Raw genomic sequence first — 20,200 nt, 5'->3', positions numbered from 1 at the left:
TGAATAAACCCCTTTTAGCAATCATTTATTCGTTATAAACCTAATTACTACAAACGGATTTAATGGATCCTGCCATAAATGAACTTGAAGGTCTACACAAGGCTCCTCTCGTTGATCTCGCACCTGACACTCTCTTTGAGCATATCAACTACAGCATCATAATCCTGTGTCTGGCCAAGTACCCACATCATCTTTACAAGAGCAACTTCCGGGAGAATATCCTCACCTTCTATGGCACCGGCTTTTAAGATATCCCTGCCTGTGTCGTAAACCCTGTCACATATTCTGCCATGTAGGCATTGTGAAGTGATCAGCACAGGAATCTTCTGAGATGTTGCCCTCTCGATCTGTGGAATCCAGTCAGTGGATACGTGTCCAAGTCCCGTTCCTTCGATAACTATGCCCTTATATCCAGCATCAATGAAATAGCCAAGAATATCAGGACTTGAACCGGGAGTGAATTTTACAAGAGCACACTTAGGTTCAAGAGAGTCACTAAGTGACAGTTCCTTTTCATCTCTTTTAACGTATGAAAGTGAAGTGATGATTTCACCAGTAGCATAGTCCACATAACCAATTGGATCAGAGTTAATTGATCTAAAAGCATCCCTTCTGGATGTGTGCATCTTGCGAACCTTGGTCGCACGGTGGATAGAGCAACTGTCATCTGAACCATCACTGTGCATAACAACTGTAACCTCTGCAATATCACTCACAGCAACCTTTGCAGCGCATATGGCATTCATGGCATTATCACTGCTTGGTCTGTCAGCACTTCTCTGGGAACCTACAAATACAATTGGAACGGGAGTATCGACCATAAATGACAATGCAGCGGCAGAGTACATCATGGTGTCAGTACCGTGAGCAATTATTATACCAGCAGCACCATTTTTAATCTCTTCCACAACAGCTCTTGACAGCTCCTGCCAGTAGTCCACCTTCATATTCTCAGAGAGAATATTGTAGATTGCCTTGCCACTGAAATTGGCGATCTCTGTGAGTTCAGGAATAGCCTGCAGAATATCGTCAGCCGAGAACTGGGAGGTCACAGCACCAGTCCTGTAATCTATCTTACTGGCAATTGTCCCTCCTGTTGACAGGATGGATACCTTAGGAAGACCTTTCTTTGCCTTTACTTCGGCTTTACCTGCAACTTTAAAGGAAGCTTCCATATCCTGCTTCTTTTGTACTATCGTGACAGTGGCACCCTTAGGATCGATCCCTGCATTGTAACCACTGACCATCTTTATAATAATATGACCGGTAGTACTGGGCATGACAATGCCTTCGTATTCCACACCGGCCTTTTTGACCTTTACTCTGTCACCCTCTTCAAATTCCATAATTATCCCTTGATTATCATTAAGTATCATACATATCTCATTTCTAATGCATTAATAAGAGTTCAATTATTATGGCTGCTTAAGCCTCTTTTCCCGTATAGGCTTCAACAACGCTGAACAGAGCCTTCAATGAATTATCAATACTGCTATTTAGGCCCGTTATACTTGTCTTTGTGTTCTCAAGTTCTTTCAGACGGCTCTCTATTGCCCTTTTCATCTCAACCGGCGCAGGACCACCTATAATAGCCCTTCTGCTGATGTTGAGAACTGGGTCAAGTGCCTCTTTGACTATTTCAGCTGTAAGACCCCTGTCACTCAAACATTCGCCAAGTACATCTTTTGCCACTGCATCTATCTCTTCCATATTCGGATTTCCATTTCCTCGTGCAAGCACACCAACAATTTGGTGAGCAGTCCTGAAAGGAATGCCAGCCACCCTAACCATGGTATCGGCAAGTTCTGTTGCAGTCGTAAACCCTAACACTGACTTTTCAGCCATAGATTCAGTGTTCACTTTCATGGTAGCTACCATACCTTTAGTGATACGAACAGCACTTCTGGTAGTTTCCACTGCACGCCACATATTGGGCGTTGCTTCCTGAAGATCACGGTTGTAACTTAATGGGAGCGCCTTACAAAGTGAAAGGAGAGCCATCAATGAACCGATAACCGTGCCAGCCTTACCCCGTACAAGCTCGGCGGAATCCGGATTCTTCTTCTGTGGCATGATGGAAGATGTAGAAGAATACATATCATCAAGTTCAACGAAAGAAAATTCCGAACTGGACCAGATAATTATCTCCTCTGCCATCTTGCTTAGATTTACCATGATATTGGACATTGCAGATGCAGATTCGATCAGGAAATCTCGTGTGCTTACCGCATCCATTGAGTTTCCGAGAACATCATCAAATCCAAGAAGAGAACGTGTTCTTTCACGATCAAGATCAAAACCAGTAGATGCAAAAGCTGCAGAACCAAGCGGACACTTGTTCACCCTTGAGAATGCACCGATTATACGCTCAATATCCCTTCCTATGGCATCGGAATGTGCAACAAGATGATGCGCAAAGGTCGTGGGTTGTGCATGTTGAAGATGAGTGAAACCTGGCATTAGCGTCTCTGTGTTCTCAGAAGCCTTTTCAAGCAGGGTCTTACGAAGCCCGGAAAGTTCTTCCATTAAAGACAATAACTCATCCCGCAATCTGATCCTGATACAGGTTGCAACCTCATCATTACGGGAGCGCCCGGAGTGCATCCTGCCTCCTGTATCCTCACCTACCATATCTATAAGCCTGGACTCCAGTGAGATGTGGATATCCTCATAACTGTGGTCTAGCTCCTCAATGCCTTCTTCCTTTATTTTAAGAAGCCCTTTCAGAATGCTGCTGCAGTCCTTCTCCTTTATAATTCCCTGCTCATGCAACATGACCGTGTGAGCCATGTCCACAAGGATATCAGCCTCAAATATCCATTTATCAGCAGACATTGATGATGTGAAATTTATCATATCTTCATCAGGTGTTGAAGATAAGCGTCCTCTACGTAAAATATCGCTCATGTGAACCCTCGTGATTATAAAATGTAACTGAAAAGTAATCCTGATTAGCAGCGTGGTATTGGTCTAAATACTTAAATAAGAATCGGTTTTTTGAAAGTTATCGGAATACTAAATGAAACTTCTGCAACCTAAGAGAAAGTATTTATAGTAACTGGAATATATTAATTTAATTATTATTTATCAAAGGATTGTAGTGTGCTAATGCAATTCCGCATTTATTGAGGTGAAACTATGGCTAAAGTTAGTGACAGTTACGTAAATAATGTTGGTGATGACCTTCAACAACTTGTGATCTTCAGCCTGGGTGTTGAAGAATTCGGTATTAATATAATGCAGGTACAAGAAATAATCCGAATGCCTGAAATAACAAGGATTCCAAAAACTCCTGATTACATAAAAGGATTTATCAACTTAAGAGGAAAAATAATCGTTGTTATGGATATTGACAAACGATTTGGAATGTCTTCTAAGGAAATAACAGATGAATCACGAATTGTAGTCGTTGATATTGAAGGTACTATCGTAGGATTGGTTGTGGATTCAGTAAGTGAAGTTATACGCCTGAAAAGTTCAAACATTGAGCAGACACCGGAAATAATCGCACAAAAAGTAAATGCTGACTACCTTAAAGGTGTTGGAAAGCTAAATGACAGATTGCTTATCCTTCTTAATCTCAATAACATTATCAGTGAAACTGCAGCATAAATTTTTACTTTTTTTATTTTTTAATGGTAGCAGCTTTCTCCCATTATACAATGTGAAGTTTAAACGATAACTACACAGTATCTTTTTATAAAATAGTTAATATATAATGATATCATAGTATGATTCTTATCTCATGAGGAATTTGATGAAACTAGTAAAATTTTATATTTTGACAATGATTGTTATCTTTTCAATCACTGCAGGTGGTTGTATCGGTGAAGAAATAGAAAACACTGCATATAGTGCTGATAGTCCTGAAACCATTAATCCAACAGGGAACACAAAAACTGATACAATATACCAGTTTTCTACAATTAACGCCCTGCTTGAAGGTGTTTATGACGGAGAAATAAGTTGCGGTAACCTGAAAGAAAACGGTGACTTCGGACTTGGAACATTTGAAGATCTTGACGGAGAAATGCTGGAACTTGATGGTGTAATTTATCAGATAAAAGCAGACGGAAATGTCTATGAGGCTGGAGATACTGAAACATCACCCTTTGCAGCTGTCACTTTCTTTGAAACAGATATTCAAGGAACCGTAGATGAACAGATAGACAGTAAGCAGATGGCAGAATATATCGAAGGACTTCTTCCCAGCCAGAATGTGATGTATGCTGTTAAGATCACAGGAAATTTCAGCTACATGAAAACACGTAGTGTAGCAGCACAGGAAAAACCTTATCCCAGACTTGTCGACGTGACAAAAGACCAGTCAGTCTTTGAGTTCAATAACACAGAAGGGACAATTGTGGGATACTGGATGCCAGATTATGTAAGTGGTATCAATGTTCCGGGATTTCACCTTCATTTCATCAACCAGGAGAAAAATACAGGTGGACACATACTGGACTATGTAATCAGCTCAGGGACTGTAGAAATTGACAGCACGGATGAAATATACCTTGAACTGCCAACAAATAAGAATTACCTTGGTATGGGTTTATCGCGAGATACCGAGGGTGAACTTGAAGAGTCTGAAAACTGAGATTGTTTAGAGGGGATACGAACATGGACATCAGTCCCGGTCCCCTTTTCACTTTCTATCCATATACGTCCTTTATGATTTTCCACTATTACTTTACTTATGTAAAGACCAAGGCCATTACCATCATAATTTCTTGTTGAAGAACTGTCTATCTGGTGGAATTTCTGGAAAAGACCCTGTATATCATTTTCAGAAATACCAATACCTGTATCTCCGAGAACTACATGGACATCATTATCTTCCTTAAAGGCGGAAAGAGTAATGGTTCCATTCTCAGGAGTGAATTTTACTGCATTATCCATCAAATTGAGGAAAACCTGTGGAAGATATGTTGTGTCAGCATCAACTAAAATGGAATCAAAGGCAAAGTCTATATGAATAGACATATTTTTCTCCTTGATCTTGTCAAAGAATACATTCACAACACCATTAAGGAGAGATGAGACTTCAATTTGTTCAAAATTATACCTTATAGTACCGTTCTGGCTTGTGCTGACAAAAAGCAGGGAATCAATAAGATTCTGCAGTTTACGTGTTTTAATAACTACTCGCTCTATTGCACTTGCCTGTTTATCGTTTAAAGGACCCAGAGATCTATCGTACAAAAGTTCACTGAACCCTTTAATAGAAGTAAGAGGCGTATTCAGTTCATGCCTTAAGTTTGAAAGAAATTCATCCTTGAGCTTATCCAGAGACTTCAATTCTTCATATGCACGTTCCAGTTCATATGTAGAACTCTTTAATGCTTCCTCTGTCTGCTTGCGCTCAGTGATATCACGTATATGGCTTACAGCCATTGCTACATCACCTTTTGTATCATAAACAGGGAAGATACGGAAATCCCTTACCCTGCTATCGACAGAATCAGTATATTCAAATTCTTTCATATTACCTGTTGAAAAAACGTCTTTAACAGGACATGGATCACATGGGAAAAGATTATGGGTGAAGGAATCACACATCAAAGGATGTTGATTGTTATCCTGTGGTGAAGAGATAATGTCACTCTTCCAGTTACTTGTCACTATTTTCATTTCCCGGTCAACAACGACAATCAGATCCTGAAGAGCATTGAAAGTACTTGTGAGAAGTTCTTTCTGGTTTTGTAATTCTTCTTCTGAGTTTTTATTTGATGTTATATCAGCAATAAGACCGATACCACCTTCAATATTATTGTCTTTTGACCTGATGGGAACATAATACGACCTTAAAAAAATCTCCCTGCCGGATATCCTTGCAGAGTATTCATTTTCATAAAAAGAATTATTGTCTGATAAGGAACCTGAAAAAAGTTGGCCTAAGCGTTCATCATTTACGTAATCTAAAACTTCTGCATTGACAACGTCGCCTTTCTGTACACCAAAAATATTGAGTAAACTTCTGTTGCAATGAGTTATTGTTCCGTTGTTATCTACAAAAATACCCAGCGGTGAAGCATCAAATATTAACCTATATCTCTTTTCCGAATCTAAAAGAGCTTCTTCCACATTTTTTCTCTCTATAACCTTGCAAAGGCGTGATGTAATAACATTCAATAAACGTTGTTCCTCTTTCAGGAATGAACCAATATCATGGTAAGGACGTTCCTCAGAATAAGAGACACAAAGAGAACCTCTTTTTGTGCCATGTACTATTATATTACTGTGCAAAGAGTTGATATTCTTCTCGAATTTATCTGTTTTGTATGTATCTCCATTCAAAACTATACATACCTCTGCAACTTCCGGGTAAAGAAAAGCTGGCTGCAGCCTTTGTATAATACCTTTTAGCAGGGATTTCAGAGGCACATGCAGATCAAAAAGATCTGAGATGCTGTAAATGCATTCAAGCTCTCTGTCCCTTTTTTCCAGGATAATCTGTTTTTCGTCCAAAGTAATGTCCACACCACATTCCAATCGGTTTTACTAATATATTAGTATAATATATATTATTGCTATTAATAGATTTTGTTGCGAGATCAAATTTGTATATAGACACTTGCAGGACGGCAATAATATTCCTGATACTATGCTATTAAATAGAGGGGAAGCAATAGATGCAATACATAGTGCCTTATGGCACAAAAAATGCTTCAATTTAGGTGAATAAATGTATTCAGACAGGATCAACTCATTGCCCCCGTACTTATTTGCAACAATCGACGAGTCTAAGGCAGCAGTAAAAGCAAAAGGAGTAGACGTTATAGATTTAGGTGTCGGTGACCCGGACCAACCAACTCCAGACCATATTGTTGAATCAATGTGTGAAGCTGTTCGCAATCCGGAAACACACACATATCCATCTTATACAGGAATGATGAGTTTCAGAAAAGCTGCTGCAGATTGGTGCAAAGAGACCAGAGGACTTGAATTAGACCCTGCATCTGAAGTCCTTACTATGATCGGTTTAAAAGAAGGAATTGCACATATTCCTCTTGCCTTCATCAACCCTGGGGATGTAGCACTTTGCCCTGATCCTGCTTATCCTGTCTATAAGATAGGAACGCAGTTTGCAGGTGGAGAGCCATACATCATGCCACTTCTGGATGAAAATGATTTCCTGCCTGACCTTGATGCAATACCAAAGGATAAGCTTGAAAAAGCAAAATTAATGTTCCTTAACTATCCAAACAACCCCACAGCAGCTACAGCTGATGAAAAGTTCTTTGAAGAGGTTGTGCAGTTTGCCCGCGATAACGATATTGTAGTTATACATGACAATGCCTATTCTGAAATGACCTATGATAAATACAAGGCACCAAGTTTTCTGAGTGTTGATGGGGCAATGGAAGTTGGAATTGAACTTTACTCACTTTCAAAGACATACAATATGACAGGATGGAGACTTGCCTTTGCAGTTGGTAACAAGAAAATAATCTCGGGTGTTGGTAAAGTAAAATCCAATGTAGACTCCGGGGCTTTTGATGCGATCCAGATGGCAGGTATTACTGCTCTTTCCAGCTCCCAGCAATGTGTTGCTGACATGAACAATATCTACCAGGAAAGAAGAGATACACTCATAAAAGGACTGCACGAAGTAGGACTGGATGTCAAAGCACCTAAAGCAACATTCTATGTGTGGGCACCTGTTCCGGATGGTTATGATTCTATGGGATTTGCCAAATTATTGCTTGAGACCGCAGGTATTGTGGCAACACCAGGTGTTGGTTTTGGTAGCCACGGTGAAGGTTATATCAGGTTTGCACTGACACGCTCCGTTGAGAGGATCAATGAAGCAGTGGACAGGATGAGCAAGTTAAATATCTGATACTCATAACTTTTTTATTTACTTTTTTTATTTTAATTGTTTCAAAAGAGATATATGAATTCCTGCACGATGTCAGGTATATAATACTGCGTTACATTGCAGGAGATTTTGTTACTACATTCCATGCACTGAGCAATGGGTGCGGGTTTGAAGAAAACGGAATTCTTTCAGGAATTATGTCTGACTACGGAATATGGTCACTCATTGTAATCAAGCTCCTGATCATTCTGTTGTTTACTGGAATTACAGGTCAATAAGAAGCTCAGCACATTCCTATGCCAGAAGACTATGGAAATTCTCAAAGGTCAGTATCAGCTTTTTAGGACTTGTACTCGTGATTAATAACCTGATGGTAACATTTGTCAGATTAAGCCTGTTTGAGTATCTGGGTCTCTCCTGAAAGAGACTCTTTTATCTCAGTAGCTTTCATATTTATAACCATTTCAGCAATATCTGCACTATATTCGGCTATACGCTGGAAGCTTTCAATGATTTTTCTTTGCTTTTCGCCGTAAAGACAATAAGTATTTTCAGAAAGTTCGGATTTCTGGATTATCTTGCTGCCAAGCGCAGAAGACATCCGTGATGTCCTTATTACATTATTTGCAAGCTCAGTGTTAATCTCAAGCAGAGAATTAAAGGCTTCTTGAAACAGCCTCATGGAAAGGACACCCATTTCGATTATATCTTCATTGTTGTCTTTGTACCCATCCATCTGAACAATAGTAAGTGCAATCCCATGAATATGGTCACCGATGCGTTCCATCAGTTTGGCGATAAGACTATATCCAAGACAGTCTTTGGAAGATCTTATACCTATTTTCTGGGCAATGTTGGAATCATCAAGGGCAGCTTTTATCTGCCTGACACTTAAAAGATAGAATTTATCTACATCGTTATCCCTTTGAACAATGTCCCTTGCGAGTTCCACATCAGCCTCCTTTAAAGCAACGATCGAATCCTCTATCATTGAATGGATAATACGGAACATGCTCTGCAGAGATTTTTCAAGGGATATGTCCTGATAGTTCAGAAGATTCTGAAGTATTATTTCTGTTCTTGATTCTTCAACTATTTCTATGCCTATGAGACGTTTGCGGGCGGATTCTTTCAGGTATTTCCTCTCAGAGGCAGTAAATCCACCCTGAGATACGATTCTAATAATATCATAACCAACAAGATAATTGGCCACAAGTGTTCTGAAATTTTCTTCCTTATCTGCGGATGCACTCATTTCAACTTTTGAACGGACATTCTTTTTTTGACCATCCTGATCAGGAGTTATAACAAGTGAACGATCGGGTTTTACATTCAGAAGTACAGTATCACCTGCACTGAGTCCACCATCCCTTACCCACTCGATGGGAAGGGAAACAATGTATGTGGAGCCACCTGTCAACTGAATCTTTCTTTTAACTGAAATGCCCATCCTTCCCTTGTATGAATAATTGTAGATATATCCAAATTACCGGTTATATTCTTTGTTTCCATAGTATCTATAGTTCACAATATTTTCTATAGATTCAGCGAAAAGATAGAAAAGGGTTATTCAAAGAAAGTACGAAAATATCCTGATAAAAGAAAACAGATATGTTGGATATTTTTTAATCACTTTCAGGTTGAAAATATAGATTTGCCAATGAACCTGGAATGCACTACCCACTATTGTTACAGGGCAGGACGATGAATATGTGTACTTTAAGAGTGAGACGCCAGATTTCTCTACATTTGCAATATTATCTGAAGCCAGACTCACGGAAGTTATCGTAGAAGACAGGTCAAAAGCAACAGAGCCTGTTGTTGATAAAAAGTTAAAGTCAGTGGATACCGCAAGTGCAAATTCAGTTGCAAATGAGCAAATTTAGGATGTAGGAAAAAGCAGCACCAAGAGAAGTTATTTCATGATCATGGTGATACTGGGTATTGTTTCTGTGTTGCTTGCTGGTGGATATGTTGTGTACAGATATTTTGATATTGAATGGTGATGAGAAAGAAATTATTCTGAATTTGGCGAACGAAGTTGGTGCTTTGCTCGCTTTTTTTATTAGAATCTGCCTCAAAAGATTGCTAAGCGAATGCTACTTATAAATATACAGATTCTATTATGTTAATACACGTTATGATAAGATTGAAAGATGAAAACTCCTAAAAGAGATTAGATGATTTTCTTGGATTTCATAACAACTTTAAATGATATTATTCAAAGACGTTAATTCAAAGTATTCAATTTAATTATGTTGAAAGTACTCTTATAGTAGAATCATAAAAGAGAATATCAATTTCCGGGTTCTGACCATGATAACAACAATTCCTGTAAATAATAATGACGGCCCTTCTACATCCTTAATTCATTCAAAAAATGAAACACTATCAATCGTAATTCCTGTAAAAAATGAGGAAAAAAGTGTCCCTATTCTTTATGAACAACTAAAATATGTTTTACTATCAATTAATAGAAGATATGAAATAATCTTTGTCGATGATGGCTCAATAGACAACACGTTTCAAAATATACTGACCCTTTCGGAAAAAGACTGCTGCGTTAAAATTATTAAATTCAGGAAGAATTTTGGAAAAGCTGAAGCATTGAGTGCTGCCTTTAAATATGCAAAAGGAAGTATCATCATTACAATGGACGGTGATTTACAGGATGATCCGTTGGAAATCCCAAAATTCATTGATAAAATAGAGGATGGTTATGACCTGGTTTCCGGATGGAAATATACCAGACATGATCCTATTACAAAAAGATTACCTTCAATATTCTTTAATAAACTGACGTGTATTCTCACAGGTGTAGAACTCCATGACTTTAACTGCGGATTCAAAGCATACAGAAAAGAAGTCACAGATAATATCAATTTATACGGAGAAATGCATAGGTATATACCTGCGCTTGCAGCATGGTATGGTTTCAAGATCACTGAGATAACAGTAAAGCATCATCCACGAAAATATGGAAAATCAAAATATGGGTTTAAAAGAATCATAAAAGGATTTTTGGACTTAATTACGGTCAAATTTTTGATTAGTTACTCTTCAAGACCTCTCCATGTTTTTGGTGTTCCAGGGATTATGTCATCAACGATTGGTTTTTTAATAGGAGTGCACTTATTGATATTGAAATACACGAAAAATATTTTACTTTCAGAGCGTCCATTGTTATTACTAGCTGTTTTATTAATGCTGATTGGATTTCAATTCATATCCATTGGACTATTGGGTGAAATGCTAACTTTTAGACAAAGCAAGGATGAGAACACATCAATATACATTGAAAAAATAATAGAGGGTACAAATGGCATCGAATCTAATTAACCATTTAGAGAAAATTCATGAAGCCGGAAAAACTGATTTTCGATGGAATAATTTGCGTAAATTGGTTAAAAAATCTATAGTTGGAGACTATGTACTGGACGCCGGTTGCGGAACAGGCCACATGACATTGGACTTATTGAACGAAGGATACAAGGTTACATCGATAGATTATTCCAGTGAATTAACAAACTTTACACAGAATATTCTTGAAAACAAAAATATAAAAACAGATGTTCACACACTTGATCTGCTGGACGTGAAGGTTCTAGGCGAAAACAAATTCAGCACTGCTATATGTCTGGATGTTCTCGAGCACATCGATGACGATCTACAGGCACTTAAAAATCTGGCATACACTGTTGAAAAAGAAGGGACAATCATAATTTCAGTCCCTGCATTAAGTTATTTGTATGGGTTAAGAGACAAAGAGATAGGACATTATAGAAGATATAACAAAAATGATCTGGCTAACCTTGTTGATAATTCGGAGCTGAACTTAATTGATATTAGATATTGGAACTTTTTAGGGTTGTTGCCCGTAATTGTTTTTGAAAAGATATTGAAAAAGAGGATAAACGAGAATATCAGATATTCCAGTAAATCTCACTTTTCGGCTGCTGCAAATAAGTTGTTACAAAAATGGTTCGCCATCGTCGAAAATAATATAAGATTCCCTATTGGCCTGTCTTTAATCGCAATCTGCAAAAAGAAATAAGAGGATTAGCGTTGGTCCTTCAATTTTAGCATCAACGATCCCCAGCCTCCTAAGATCAAAAAGTAGACGAGGATAATAATATGATAACTGAACCCCGAGCTTATGGCGACCTCCTTTGTAAGACCTGCAGCAACAAATCCAATGACCCATCCACCTTCCAGTGTCCCGAATCCACCGATTCCTTGTATTGGTAAAATTGTTGTAAATATTGCGAATGATGTAGCAAACACAACTAAAGAATAGCTCATGTGAATGTTCATGGCATTTACCAGAACATAGTTAAAAAAATACATCGACAACCATACACCTAAAGATGATAGAATCAATTCAATGAAGACTATTTTCCTTAATTTTTTAATCTTATCGAAGTTTTCCATCAGATGGGTTATTTTACTTAACACGAAAACAGCTCGATCATTATCATCTAATCTCAATGCTGCAAAAAGTCTCCATACATACCTTGAAAAAGTTGTTCCAGAATATATCAATAACACCAAAGTAATGATTAATGAGAACATGAAAAGTGCAATCAACAAGACTATATCCATAATTTCAGTGGACATAGATTTTATTTCATAGACAGATACGAAGAACATCAGAGATACTGCAATAAGATCAAATACCCGTGCCATTGTCAATAACACAACACCTTCAGCTATCGTCCTGTTATGTAACTTCTTTAGAAGGTATACAAAGGATAGTTCACCTGTCCTTGCCGGAAGGACATTGTTCGCCATATTATGTACACATATTATCTCGAACAGGTCTTTTATACCTATTTCCTTATTTAGCAAAAAATAAAATCTCAATGACCTGAATACATAACTGAATGAATATAGAATGAAACCAATCAGTAATGAGATGGGACCTATCCCCTTGATCACAATAAAAATATCATGAGCATTTATCTGTGAAAACAGGACAGCTACAAGTACAACTGTAATTATGATCGCAAACAATGTTGAAACTATTTTTTTGGTCATTTTTGACGTCAATTCCTGATCTCTATTTGTTACACGTAAAAATCTGTTTGCTATGCTTTCTCAATCTATAAAAGAATATTCAGCAAATGTTGTTCAAATTGTCACCCATTAGATCAAAACAATTAAAACACATACCCTTGGAGATATGTAAACGCTTCTTTACAATTAGAATGATTGTTTGAAAAAGCTTGGAAAGACTTTTATATAACAACAAGTCTTCAATGCAAGAAATGATAATTATAGAGGAAGCAGTTTGGGTCCACACGATAGTAATACCAAGAAGAAATCAATGATGCCTTATAGGAATAAGCTAAACAGGATCAATATCATACTTGTATTATTATTCCTGTTCTTATCAAGTATAACCTTGACTGCCCCTGTTCATCGTTGGGGAGATGCCTCGACCTATTACATGCAGATACAAAGTATATCGAATGACCTTGATATACAGTACCAGCCAGAAGATATTGAAAGAGTTATGGAGAACAGATTTGATGAACTCCCTGCCGGGCTTTTCTTAATAAAGACTGAAAGCGGAAAGTATTATTATGGAAAGGAATTCTCCTATGCCTTATTCGCCTCTCCTTTCTACAAAATATTAGGGAATAACGGAATTCTCTTCTTTAATGGTTTAATGCTTTTTACGATGATCCTGATGGGTTATCTTTATTTGAGAGAGGAAAACGAAGAGAAAATTGCACTAACTGTATCAGCCCTATTTTTCATATTATCTACAGCTTTTGTTTACATATTCTGGATACATGCAGAGATATATAATATGTTTCTCTTAATGACCAGCTTATTTTTATGGGAGAGATATTTCAAAAGTGAGAATCAGAACCTTCTACTTCTGGCATCGTTAGTGTTCGGGATTGCATTTGTGGCTAAAGTACCTAACATCTTATTATTCGTTCCATTTTTACTTTACGAATTGTATTGCAAGAGATTTAAGAATTTTACTCTCATGCTATGCGTATTCTTAATTCCTTTAATCATAACATATGGTTACTTCTTCTTGAATACAGGGAGTATATCCTTTTATGGTGGAGAAAGACTATACTACGCATATCAATATCCTTTTGTTGAAGGATATGACAGCATTAATGAAGCTGGAAAACAAGGTTTTAGTATAACTGAAAATCGTGTCGATGCACTAATGAATATAGAGAATCTCAAAGTTGTCCCTTATAATTTGTTTTATTACTTTTTTGGAAGATTTACCGGGATGTTTTGGTATTATCCATTCACTTTATTTGCTTTAATTTCTGTTTTTGCTTCCTCTGGCGATTCAAGAACTACTCTAAAATTAAATATTAAAAACTACATAAGTTCTAATGAAGATAAAGTCTTAGTCGTTATAGGAATTATTTTATATATTGTTTTTTTCTGTGCAATTATAGGAAATAACTATTTTGGAGGAATGGATGCTGTAGGAAACAGGTATTTTTATCTGTATCCAGCGTTCATTTATTTAATTAAAAAAGTCGACATCAAAAAGGCAACAGTTATTATTTTTATAGCTGTTCTTACGTTAAACCCGATTATTTTTGATCCTATTGAAAACTCAAGCAATCCTTCAATCCACCTGACAACCTTTCCATATTCATATCTACCAATAGAGTATACACAAATGGATACCCTACCTTTTTCGGATTACGGCCACAAAATTGACAATCTTTTCGTATATAGGTTGGATGATAAAAGCGAATATACAGATGGTACTTTTGTAGTCAATGGCAGTGCTGATATGATTATCAAATCCGAAAAGGAAATAGAATCACTATTAATCTTATTAAAATCAAAGAATCATGGCACAGATGCATATGTGTTCGGCGTAAATGCGAAAAACCCCATAAATCTAGGTATGAATGAGACAAAAGCGATTACAACTAAAAATCTTAAACCTGTTTATGCTGACAAAAGGTACATTGTTTACAAGGTAAGTGTTTCATCATCAGATGATTTAGCTATTACCTTTAAAGATGTATCTCAAACTAACGCATCAGTTTTCTTTTTTGATAACTGGTACAATATGGAAAACTGGAATGGGGTTCCAACTCGCTGGATTTCCAATAATGCAACAATACTGATATATTCAAAAGAAGAGCAGAATCTTCCCACCAATTTAAGTGTGATGAGCTATTATATGCCAAGGAAACTTGAGATATATAATAATGATATCCTAATCTATGACACACCTGTTCCTAAGCAATTTGTTACTGTAAAGACAAATGTGTCCCTCGAAGAAGGAATAAATATGATTAGATTCTATGTTCCAGAAGGTTGTTCAAATACGTACGATGTCAAAGGTTCAGATGATAACAGGTGTTTAAGTCTGGCTTTCCAGAACATCGATATTAAATCGGATGGATGAAAATTAGTAAATGGCTAATTTCTATATGTAAAAAATTAAGACATCTGAAGTGGTTCCTAACAAGAACATCTGTTTACCATTCTGGCTGTAAATCAACTTTCTGATATATGTGACTTCTTCACATTTTTCATAGTAAACAAAAAAGAATGCATTGATATAAACAATCTGCTGAAAAAACTTGTAAGCTAAAAGTTCCTTATTATGGACACATTATTTTGATTTTTTTAATTGCAACGCCTAATTTTCGGAAATCATTTTTAACTTTCGTTGCTGTTGTTTTAATTTTAATTTCTGTACTTTGCACATAAATCAATTCCCATTCACCGGGTTTTAAGAAATACACATCGTTATTAATTATGACCCTTTTATTTTCTAATGAAAAAAGTTCAAACGATATTTCTTTCACATCCACCAATGGAATAACCTGAATAGCTGCTTTTTCTTTACTCCACATAACAATTTCATCACCCCACAACTCCGACCTATACCAACCATAAGGAAAACACTCCTGTTGCCTCTCAATATTGATATCTCCAGTGCCAATTTCAAAATTTCTAGTAGGAGATTTGATTGCAATAAAATCATCATTCCAAGGATATGTTAACATTTTTACTTTGCCAAAATGATTGCATATATCCTTAAAGTTTTTAGCCCATGTGAAATCATCTAATACTTTGCTCCTTTTCATGACATCAACAACTACCCAACGCCGGAACCATCTTGGCATCAAAATAATTCCTGGTATCCCATAATGAGGATCTGCTTTTATATTTGTTATATTATAGCAGTAATCAGCACGGCCCACTACAATCCCTCCTTGTTTTAACACTCGTTCCATTTCCCTAAATAATAAAAATAAATCAGGCACATGTTCAAAGATATTAAAACAACAAACTACATCAAAAGATTCACTTAGAAAAGGTAGTTCTCCACCATCATATATTTGAGAGATGACTTGAACACCTAACTCCTCATAACCAATTTTTGACAAATATTGGTAGCCCTCATCTACATCAATTGCAGTAACGTTTGCTCCTTTTTTTGCGAATGCTGCTGAAATACCGCCTATTCCTGCCCCTATATCTAATACTCGAAGATCATCTATATTAATGTAAGTCGATAGTTCTGATACTTTTTCGTCACCATACATATACTTCCAAATACTGTCATTAACATATTTTTTGTACATTGGATGATTTTCCGAAACATGAACAGTATCCAAAACAGAACGATATAAATTAGGCATTTTTTTAATATAATCGTTTAAATCCATATCTAATACCTATATAACTATAAATCAATTTTAGCATGCAAATACTCATAATCTTAACGTTCTTCGATTATCTTTGCAAAGAAAGCAACAATCAAACTGGTAAAACCAAAGTTGTTCTTTTGTAATCATCACTTTTCCGAGTTCAAATTGGCAACCTTTTTTAATATTGCTAAATATTTGTCTTCAACTACATCCCACGAATATTTTTCGTCAACATATTTTATTCCATTTTCGGACATTTTTGCCCTTATATTAATATTGGAACATAGAAAATTAAAGCATTCTCTGAACTCATCGTAATTATGATACCATAACCCTGCATTGCTTCTAAGACAATGACCCTTTAACACTTCACATTCACCATTTACCAAAACAGGAGTTCCACCACCCATTGCCTCTAATGTTACCAAAGATAAACTTTCATACGGTGAAGGCATTACCAAAAATCTTGCATTTTTTAATAACGAATATTTTTCATCTTCTGTTATGAAACCCAAATATTTTATTTTATCGTTTTTTGGTATGCCTATTGAATCCGAACCTGCCAACACGAGCGAAGGAGAATCTGGCATCTCCTTAATCAATCTCTGATAATACTCAAACAGTTGATAACAGCCTTTAGAACCTTCTATTCTTCCTAGGTACACCACATAATTTGTGTCTGCAAAAGTTTCACAGGAAGCTATATTCGCAGGTATTTCGATTCCACAACCAATAATATCAGAAATAACATCTTCTTTTAACCCTACTTTTGTTTCAATTAATTTTTTTTCGTCAGGAGTACAGTAAATAATTCCAACCACATCATCAAAAATCTCTTTAGTGATTGTAAGATCAAGAGCAGGGTCATGTTCTGCAAATGGAACAATTATTGCTTTATTCCTAACTTCCTTTGTTCCAAAATAAGAGGGATAATACCTGAAAGTAAAAAAAACAAAGCAATCGAATTTATCACGATTCTGAGAAATGAACTTAATCAATTCTGGGCAATATGGCCCTTGTTCCTCTACCCATCGAATTTCATCATCTACGCTATGTGTAGAATAAAAAACCTTTTCCTGAATACTAATGTGCTTTTTTGGATTTCTCTTTTTTGAATTAGCGAATCTACGTACATTAATACCATTTATAATATCAAGACCCTGATGATATTCATTTTTCCAGGAATGATAATCTACAGCACATGTGGTGAGAACTTCAATATTATGATATTTACTCATTCGCTCAGCCACAAGCTTGGTGAAATATTCAGCACCTCCAACAATTTCTTCTCCATACCTCTGAACAACAAATGCGATTTTCAAGGTTCGACTATCTCCTGAAGTTTTGATATAATAGATTCAGCAATTTTATCCCACGAATACTTGGTTTCAACTAGCTCTCTTGCATTTTTCCTTAACTTTAGTTGCAACTCTTCGGTTTCAATTAATTCAATGATTTTTTCATTAAAGTTATCAGCATCACATATCAAAGCATGCTTTCTATCTTCAACATCCAAACCTCTTGCACCAACAGTAGTACTTACTACAGGAATACCTGCACTCATATAGTCAAGCATTTTCAAATTGGTTCCAGAACCGCTAAACATTGGATTTAAAGCAATATCTGCCAACTTATATAATTCATACTTTTCATCTTCATCTACAACACCAAAGGCCAGGACATTCTCCGGGAAATCATGATATTTTTGAAGATAGTAATCTTTAATGCTACCAATAACTACAAAAATGTAATTTGTATTTTTTCTTGTGAGCTTATCCACAATGAACTTCAATGCCTCAAGGTTCGGAGGATGCCAGCTTCCAACAAAAAGAATAACATTTTTATTAGCAAGCCCCGTTCTCTTCTTTAGGAACTGTTTATGTCCCTGACTAATCATGTTGATAACAGAAGTATCAACACCGTTTGGAGCTACAAAAACCTTACTGTCTTCAATACAATATAAATGCACAAGATGGTCTTTATCCTCAGAAGAGGTGGTAAATACAATGTCTGCTTGTACTGAAATCTCTTTCTCTATATCTAGAACCTTTTGAGACAACTGGCTACCTACATAATCTTTTTTAAGATAATATTCTACATTTTGTGATTCATATACTACAATCTTATCATTCAGGTCTATAAAATTCTTCAAAGAATATAGGAACGGTTGTGAAAAAATGACGATATCAGCCACATCACATAAACCCTTTACCTTGGATACGTAATCATCTGATTTCCCAATCGAATCTATCATGACAATATCATAGAGATTGAAACCAGTCTTACTTTCTACTTCCCATTGATACTTTGCATGTTCAACACTTTGAGGTATGCAAATCTGCCTCAATCCATTTTCTAATATCAAATTCTCGTATGTTTTGTTAGTTTCAATGATTGAACAAATAGTAACATCATATTTTTTTGCAAGTCGGGAATAGATATGATATGATCTGTGCTGGCCGCCACCTCTTGGAGGATAGCAGGAATAAGTCGATAAAACGAGAATTTTCTTTTTTTCCTCATATTGAACAACTGATTCATCCAGTAATTCATGCACAAAATTCACCCATGATATCGTTCTCACTTTTTCTTTTGCAAGCTGTCCCATTTCTTGAGCTGCTGTTCTATTATCAACAAAATAATTAATGGCGCCTGCTATTTCTGGTGGTGTTGGATCTACCACAAATCCAGTTTCCGACTCCGATACAAATTCCAACGGACCTCCACTATCGGATGTAGTTATAACCGCCTTGGCGCTCATCATACCTTCAATAGTTATGTATCCGTAATCTTCATCAAAAGGAACAAATAGAATTGCAAGAGCATTGGAGTAATGATCGATTAACTCACTTTCATTTACAAATCCAAGAAATTCTATTCTTTTATCACCATCAGCTAATTTAATGAGGGCTTGCTTTAAAGGCCCGTCTCCTGCAATCTTTAATTTAATATCATGTGGAACAAGTTTCATTGCTTTAATAAGCAAATCAATCCGTTTTGGACCATCAAGCCTGCTTGCTGTAAACAGATATTTGTAACCTTTACATTCGAAATCATTCAGTTTAGAAGGAGGGTGTATAACATTAATTTGGACATTCGAGGGGAAATAATTGGACCTGTTCTTCACATTTCTTGACATCGTGAAATATTTTTGTATTGAATCCGGTGATAAAGCACAACTATCAAGGAAACGTATAATTTTTCTTATGAAAGGCCCCGGAAAGTGAAAAGCCTCTTTAGAATATTGCTTTTCATTTTCTTTAAGTTGAAAGAGCATTGTGAACAGGTCATCAACACCCTCATGACCCATTCCTCTTTTATCAATGAAATCAACAATGTCCTTGATCAGTCCTATCCTGAGGTTATCAGGAATTTCCTGACTTTGGTTGGAGAAAGAATATGTATCGTACAACCCTCTTAAAGGATGGATCATGTAAAGAATGTGATTCCTGTGTCTAACCATCCATGATGGATACTTGGTCGAGATTACCATGTCAAAATGAGATAAATCTAGTTGATAAAATTTATAATAAGACTCAATAAGGTTCCAGAAACTATCTTCTTTGGTAGGAAGCTTGATTAATTCACATTGATGAGAACTATATTTATTAATAGCATCCTCCATTCCCTTGAGCAAAAGCTCAGCTCCGCCTATAGTAAAAGGCACAGGACTTGGTGCAATTATCGCGATTTTCATACAACACACCTA

General features: G+C 36.4%; 14 protein-coding genes and 1 pseudogene. 7 read left to right on the top strand and 8 right to left on the bottom strand.

The window, feature by feature from the left end; genetic code table 11:
* Window positions 1-92: 92 nt before the first annotated feature.
* Window positions 93-1,346, bottom strand: a complete 1,254-nt coding sequence (gatD, locus tag QZZ23_RS12030; RefSeq protein WP_292470464.1) for a Glu-tRNA(Gln) amidotransferase subunit GatD — start codon at window positions 1,344-1,346, stop codon at window positions 93-95.
* Between the two features lie 79 nt (window positions 1,347-1,425).
* The gene (argH, locus tag QZZ23_RS12025; protein WP_292470461.1) at window positions 1,426-2,907 is read right to left on the bottom strand and encodes an argininosuccinate lyase; all 1,482 of its coding nucleotides are present in this window, start codon (window positions 2,905-2,907) and stop codon (window positions 1,426-1,428) included.
* A gap of 231 nt (window positions 2,908-3,138) precedes the next feature.
* Between argH and QZZ23_RS12020 the strand changes: the two genes are divergently transcribed.
* Both QZZ23_RS12020 and budA read left to right on the top strand, forming a co-directional pair.
* On the top strand, window positions 3,139-3,612 hold the full coding sequence (locus QZZ23_RS12020; RefSeq protein ID WP_292470458.1) for a chemotaxis protein CheW: 474 nt from the start codon (window positions 3,139-3,141) through the stop codon (window positions 3,610-3,612).
* 145 nt (window positions 3,613-3,757) lie between these two features.
* Window positions 3,758-4,600 (top strand): acetolactate decarboxylase, encoded by an 843-nt coding sequence (gene budA / locus QZZ23_RS12015; protein ID WP_292470455.1) that lies wholly within the window; start codon window positions 3,758-3,760, stop codon window positions 4,598-4,600.
* On the opposite strand, the gene QZZ23_RS12010 is transcribed toward budA, so the two are convergent.
* A complete protein-coding gene (locus QZZ23_RS12010) occupies window positions 4,540-6,471 on the bottom strand; it encodes a PAS domain-containing sensor histidine kinase (RefSeq protein ID WP_292470452.1) in 1,932 nt (643 codons plus the stop codon). The genes budA and QZZ23_RS12010 overlap by 61 nt on opposite strands.
* 217 nt (window positions 6,472-6,688) lie before the next feature.
* Here QZZ23_RS12010 and QZZ23_RS12005 point away from each other — a divergent pair, with 217 nt between their 5' ends.
* Window positions 6,689-7,846: an LL-diaminopimelate aminotransferase gene (locus tag QZZ23_RS12005; RefSeq protein ID WP_292470449.1), complete on the top strand. Its 1,158-nt coding sequence runs from the start codon at window positions 6,689-6,691 to the stop codon at window positions 7,844-7,846.
* Window positions 7,847-8,213: 367 nt separating this feature from the next.
* On the opposite strand, the gene QZZ23_RS12000 is transcribed toward QZZ23_RS12005, so the two are convergent.
* Window positions 8,214-9,275 carry a phosphate uptake regulator PhoU gene (locus QZZ23_RS12000; protein ID WP_292470446.1) on the bottom strand — a complete coding sequence of 354 codons (1,062 nt, stop codon included), beginning with the start codon at window positions 9,273-9,275 and terminating at the stop codon, window positions 8,214-8,216.
* A 229-nt stretch (window positions 9,276-9,504) separates the two neighbouring features.
* Between QZZ23_RS12000 and QZZ23_RS11995 the strand changes: the two are divergent.
* From QZZ23_RS11995 to QZZ23_RS11985, 3 genes and pseudogenes are all read left to right on the top strand, one after another.
* Window positions 9,505-9,711: pseudogene (locus tag QZZ23_RS11995) on the top strand (hypothetical protein); the annotation flags it as partial.
* Between the two features lie 430 nt (window positions 9,712-10,141).
* Window positions 10,142-11,164, top strand: coding sequence for a glycosyltransferase family 2 protein (locus QZZ23_RS11990; protein ID WP_292470443.1), 1,023 nt, complete (start codon window positions 10,142-10,144; stop codon window positions 11,162-11,164).
* The gene (locus QZZ23_RS11985; RefSeq protein ID WP_292470441.1) at window positions 11,145-11,879 is read left to right on the top strand and encodes a class I SAM-dependent methyltransferase; all 735 of its coding nucleotides are present in this window, start codon (window positions 11,145-11,147) and stop codon (window positions 11,877-11,879) included. Before QZZ23_RS11990 ends, QZZ23_RS11985 begins: the two co-directional genes overlap by 20 nt.
* A gap of 5 nt (window positions 11,880-11,884) precedes the next feature.
* Here the strand turns inward: QZZ23_RS11985 and QZZ23_RS11980 are convergent, their stop codons facing one another.
* Window positions 11,885-12,862, bottom strand: a complete 978-nt coding sequence (locus tag QZZ23_RS11980; protein WP_292470438.1) for a lysylphosphatidylglycerol synthase transmembrane domain-containing protein — start codon at window positions 12,860-12,862, stop codon at window positions 11,885-11,887.
* A 253-nt stretch (window positions 12,863-13,115) separates the two neighbouring features.
* Here QZZ23_RS11980 and QZZ23_RS11975 point away from each other — a divergent pair, with 253 nt between their 5' ends.
* On the top strand, window positions 13,116-15,236 hold the full coding sequence (locus QZZ23_RS11975) for a hypothetical protein (protein ID WP_292470435.1): 2,121 nt from the start codon (window positions 13,116-13,118) through the stop codon (window positions 15,234-15,236).
* Window positions 15,237-15,435: 199 nt separating this feature from the next.
* Here QZZ23_RS11975 and QZZ23_RS11970 read toward each other — a convergent pair whose 3' ends face one another.
* From QZZ23_RS11970 to QZZ23_RS11960, 3 genes are all read right to left on the bottom strand, one after another.
* The gene (locus QZZ23_RS11970) at window positions 15,436-16,509 is read right to left on the bottom strand and encodes a bifunctional 2-polyprenyl-6-hydroxyphenol methylase/3-demethylubiquinol 3-O-methyltransferase UbiG (protein WP_292470432.1); all 1,074 of its coding nucleotides are present in this window, start codon (window positions 16,507-16,509) and stop codon (window positions 15,436-15,438) included.
* Between the two features lie 128 nt (window positions 16,510-16,637).
* Window positions 16,638-17,813, bottom strand: coding sequence for a glycosyltransferase family 4 protein (locus tag QZZ23_RS11965; RefSeq protein WP_292470429.1), 1,176 nt, complete (start codon window positions 17,811-17,813; stop codon window positions 16,638-16,640).
* The gene (locus QZZ23_RS11960; protein ID WP_292470426.1) at window positions 17,810-20,188 is read right to left on the bottom strand and encodes a glycosyltransferase family 4 protein; all 2,379 of its coding nucleotides are present in this window, start codon (window positions 20,186-20,188) and stop codon (window positions 17,810-17,812) included. Before QZZ23_RS11960 ends, QZZ23_RS11965 begins: the two co-directional genes overlap by 4 nt.
* Window positions 20,189-20,200: the final 12 nt, after the last annotated feature.

Origin of the sequence: Methanolobus sp. (assembly GCF_016278385.1) — an archaeon.
Lineage (GTDB): Archaea > Halobacteriota > Methanosarcinia > Methanosarcinales > Methanosarcinaceae > Methanolobus.
The sequence above is the reverse complement of the archived record's forward strand: the minus strand, read 5'-3'. Positions and strand labels throughout refer to the sequence as shown.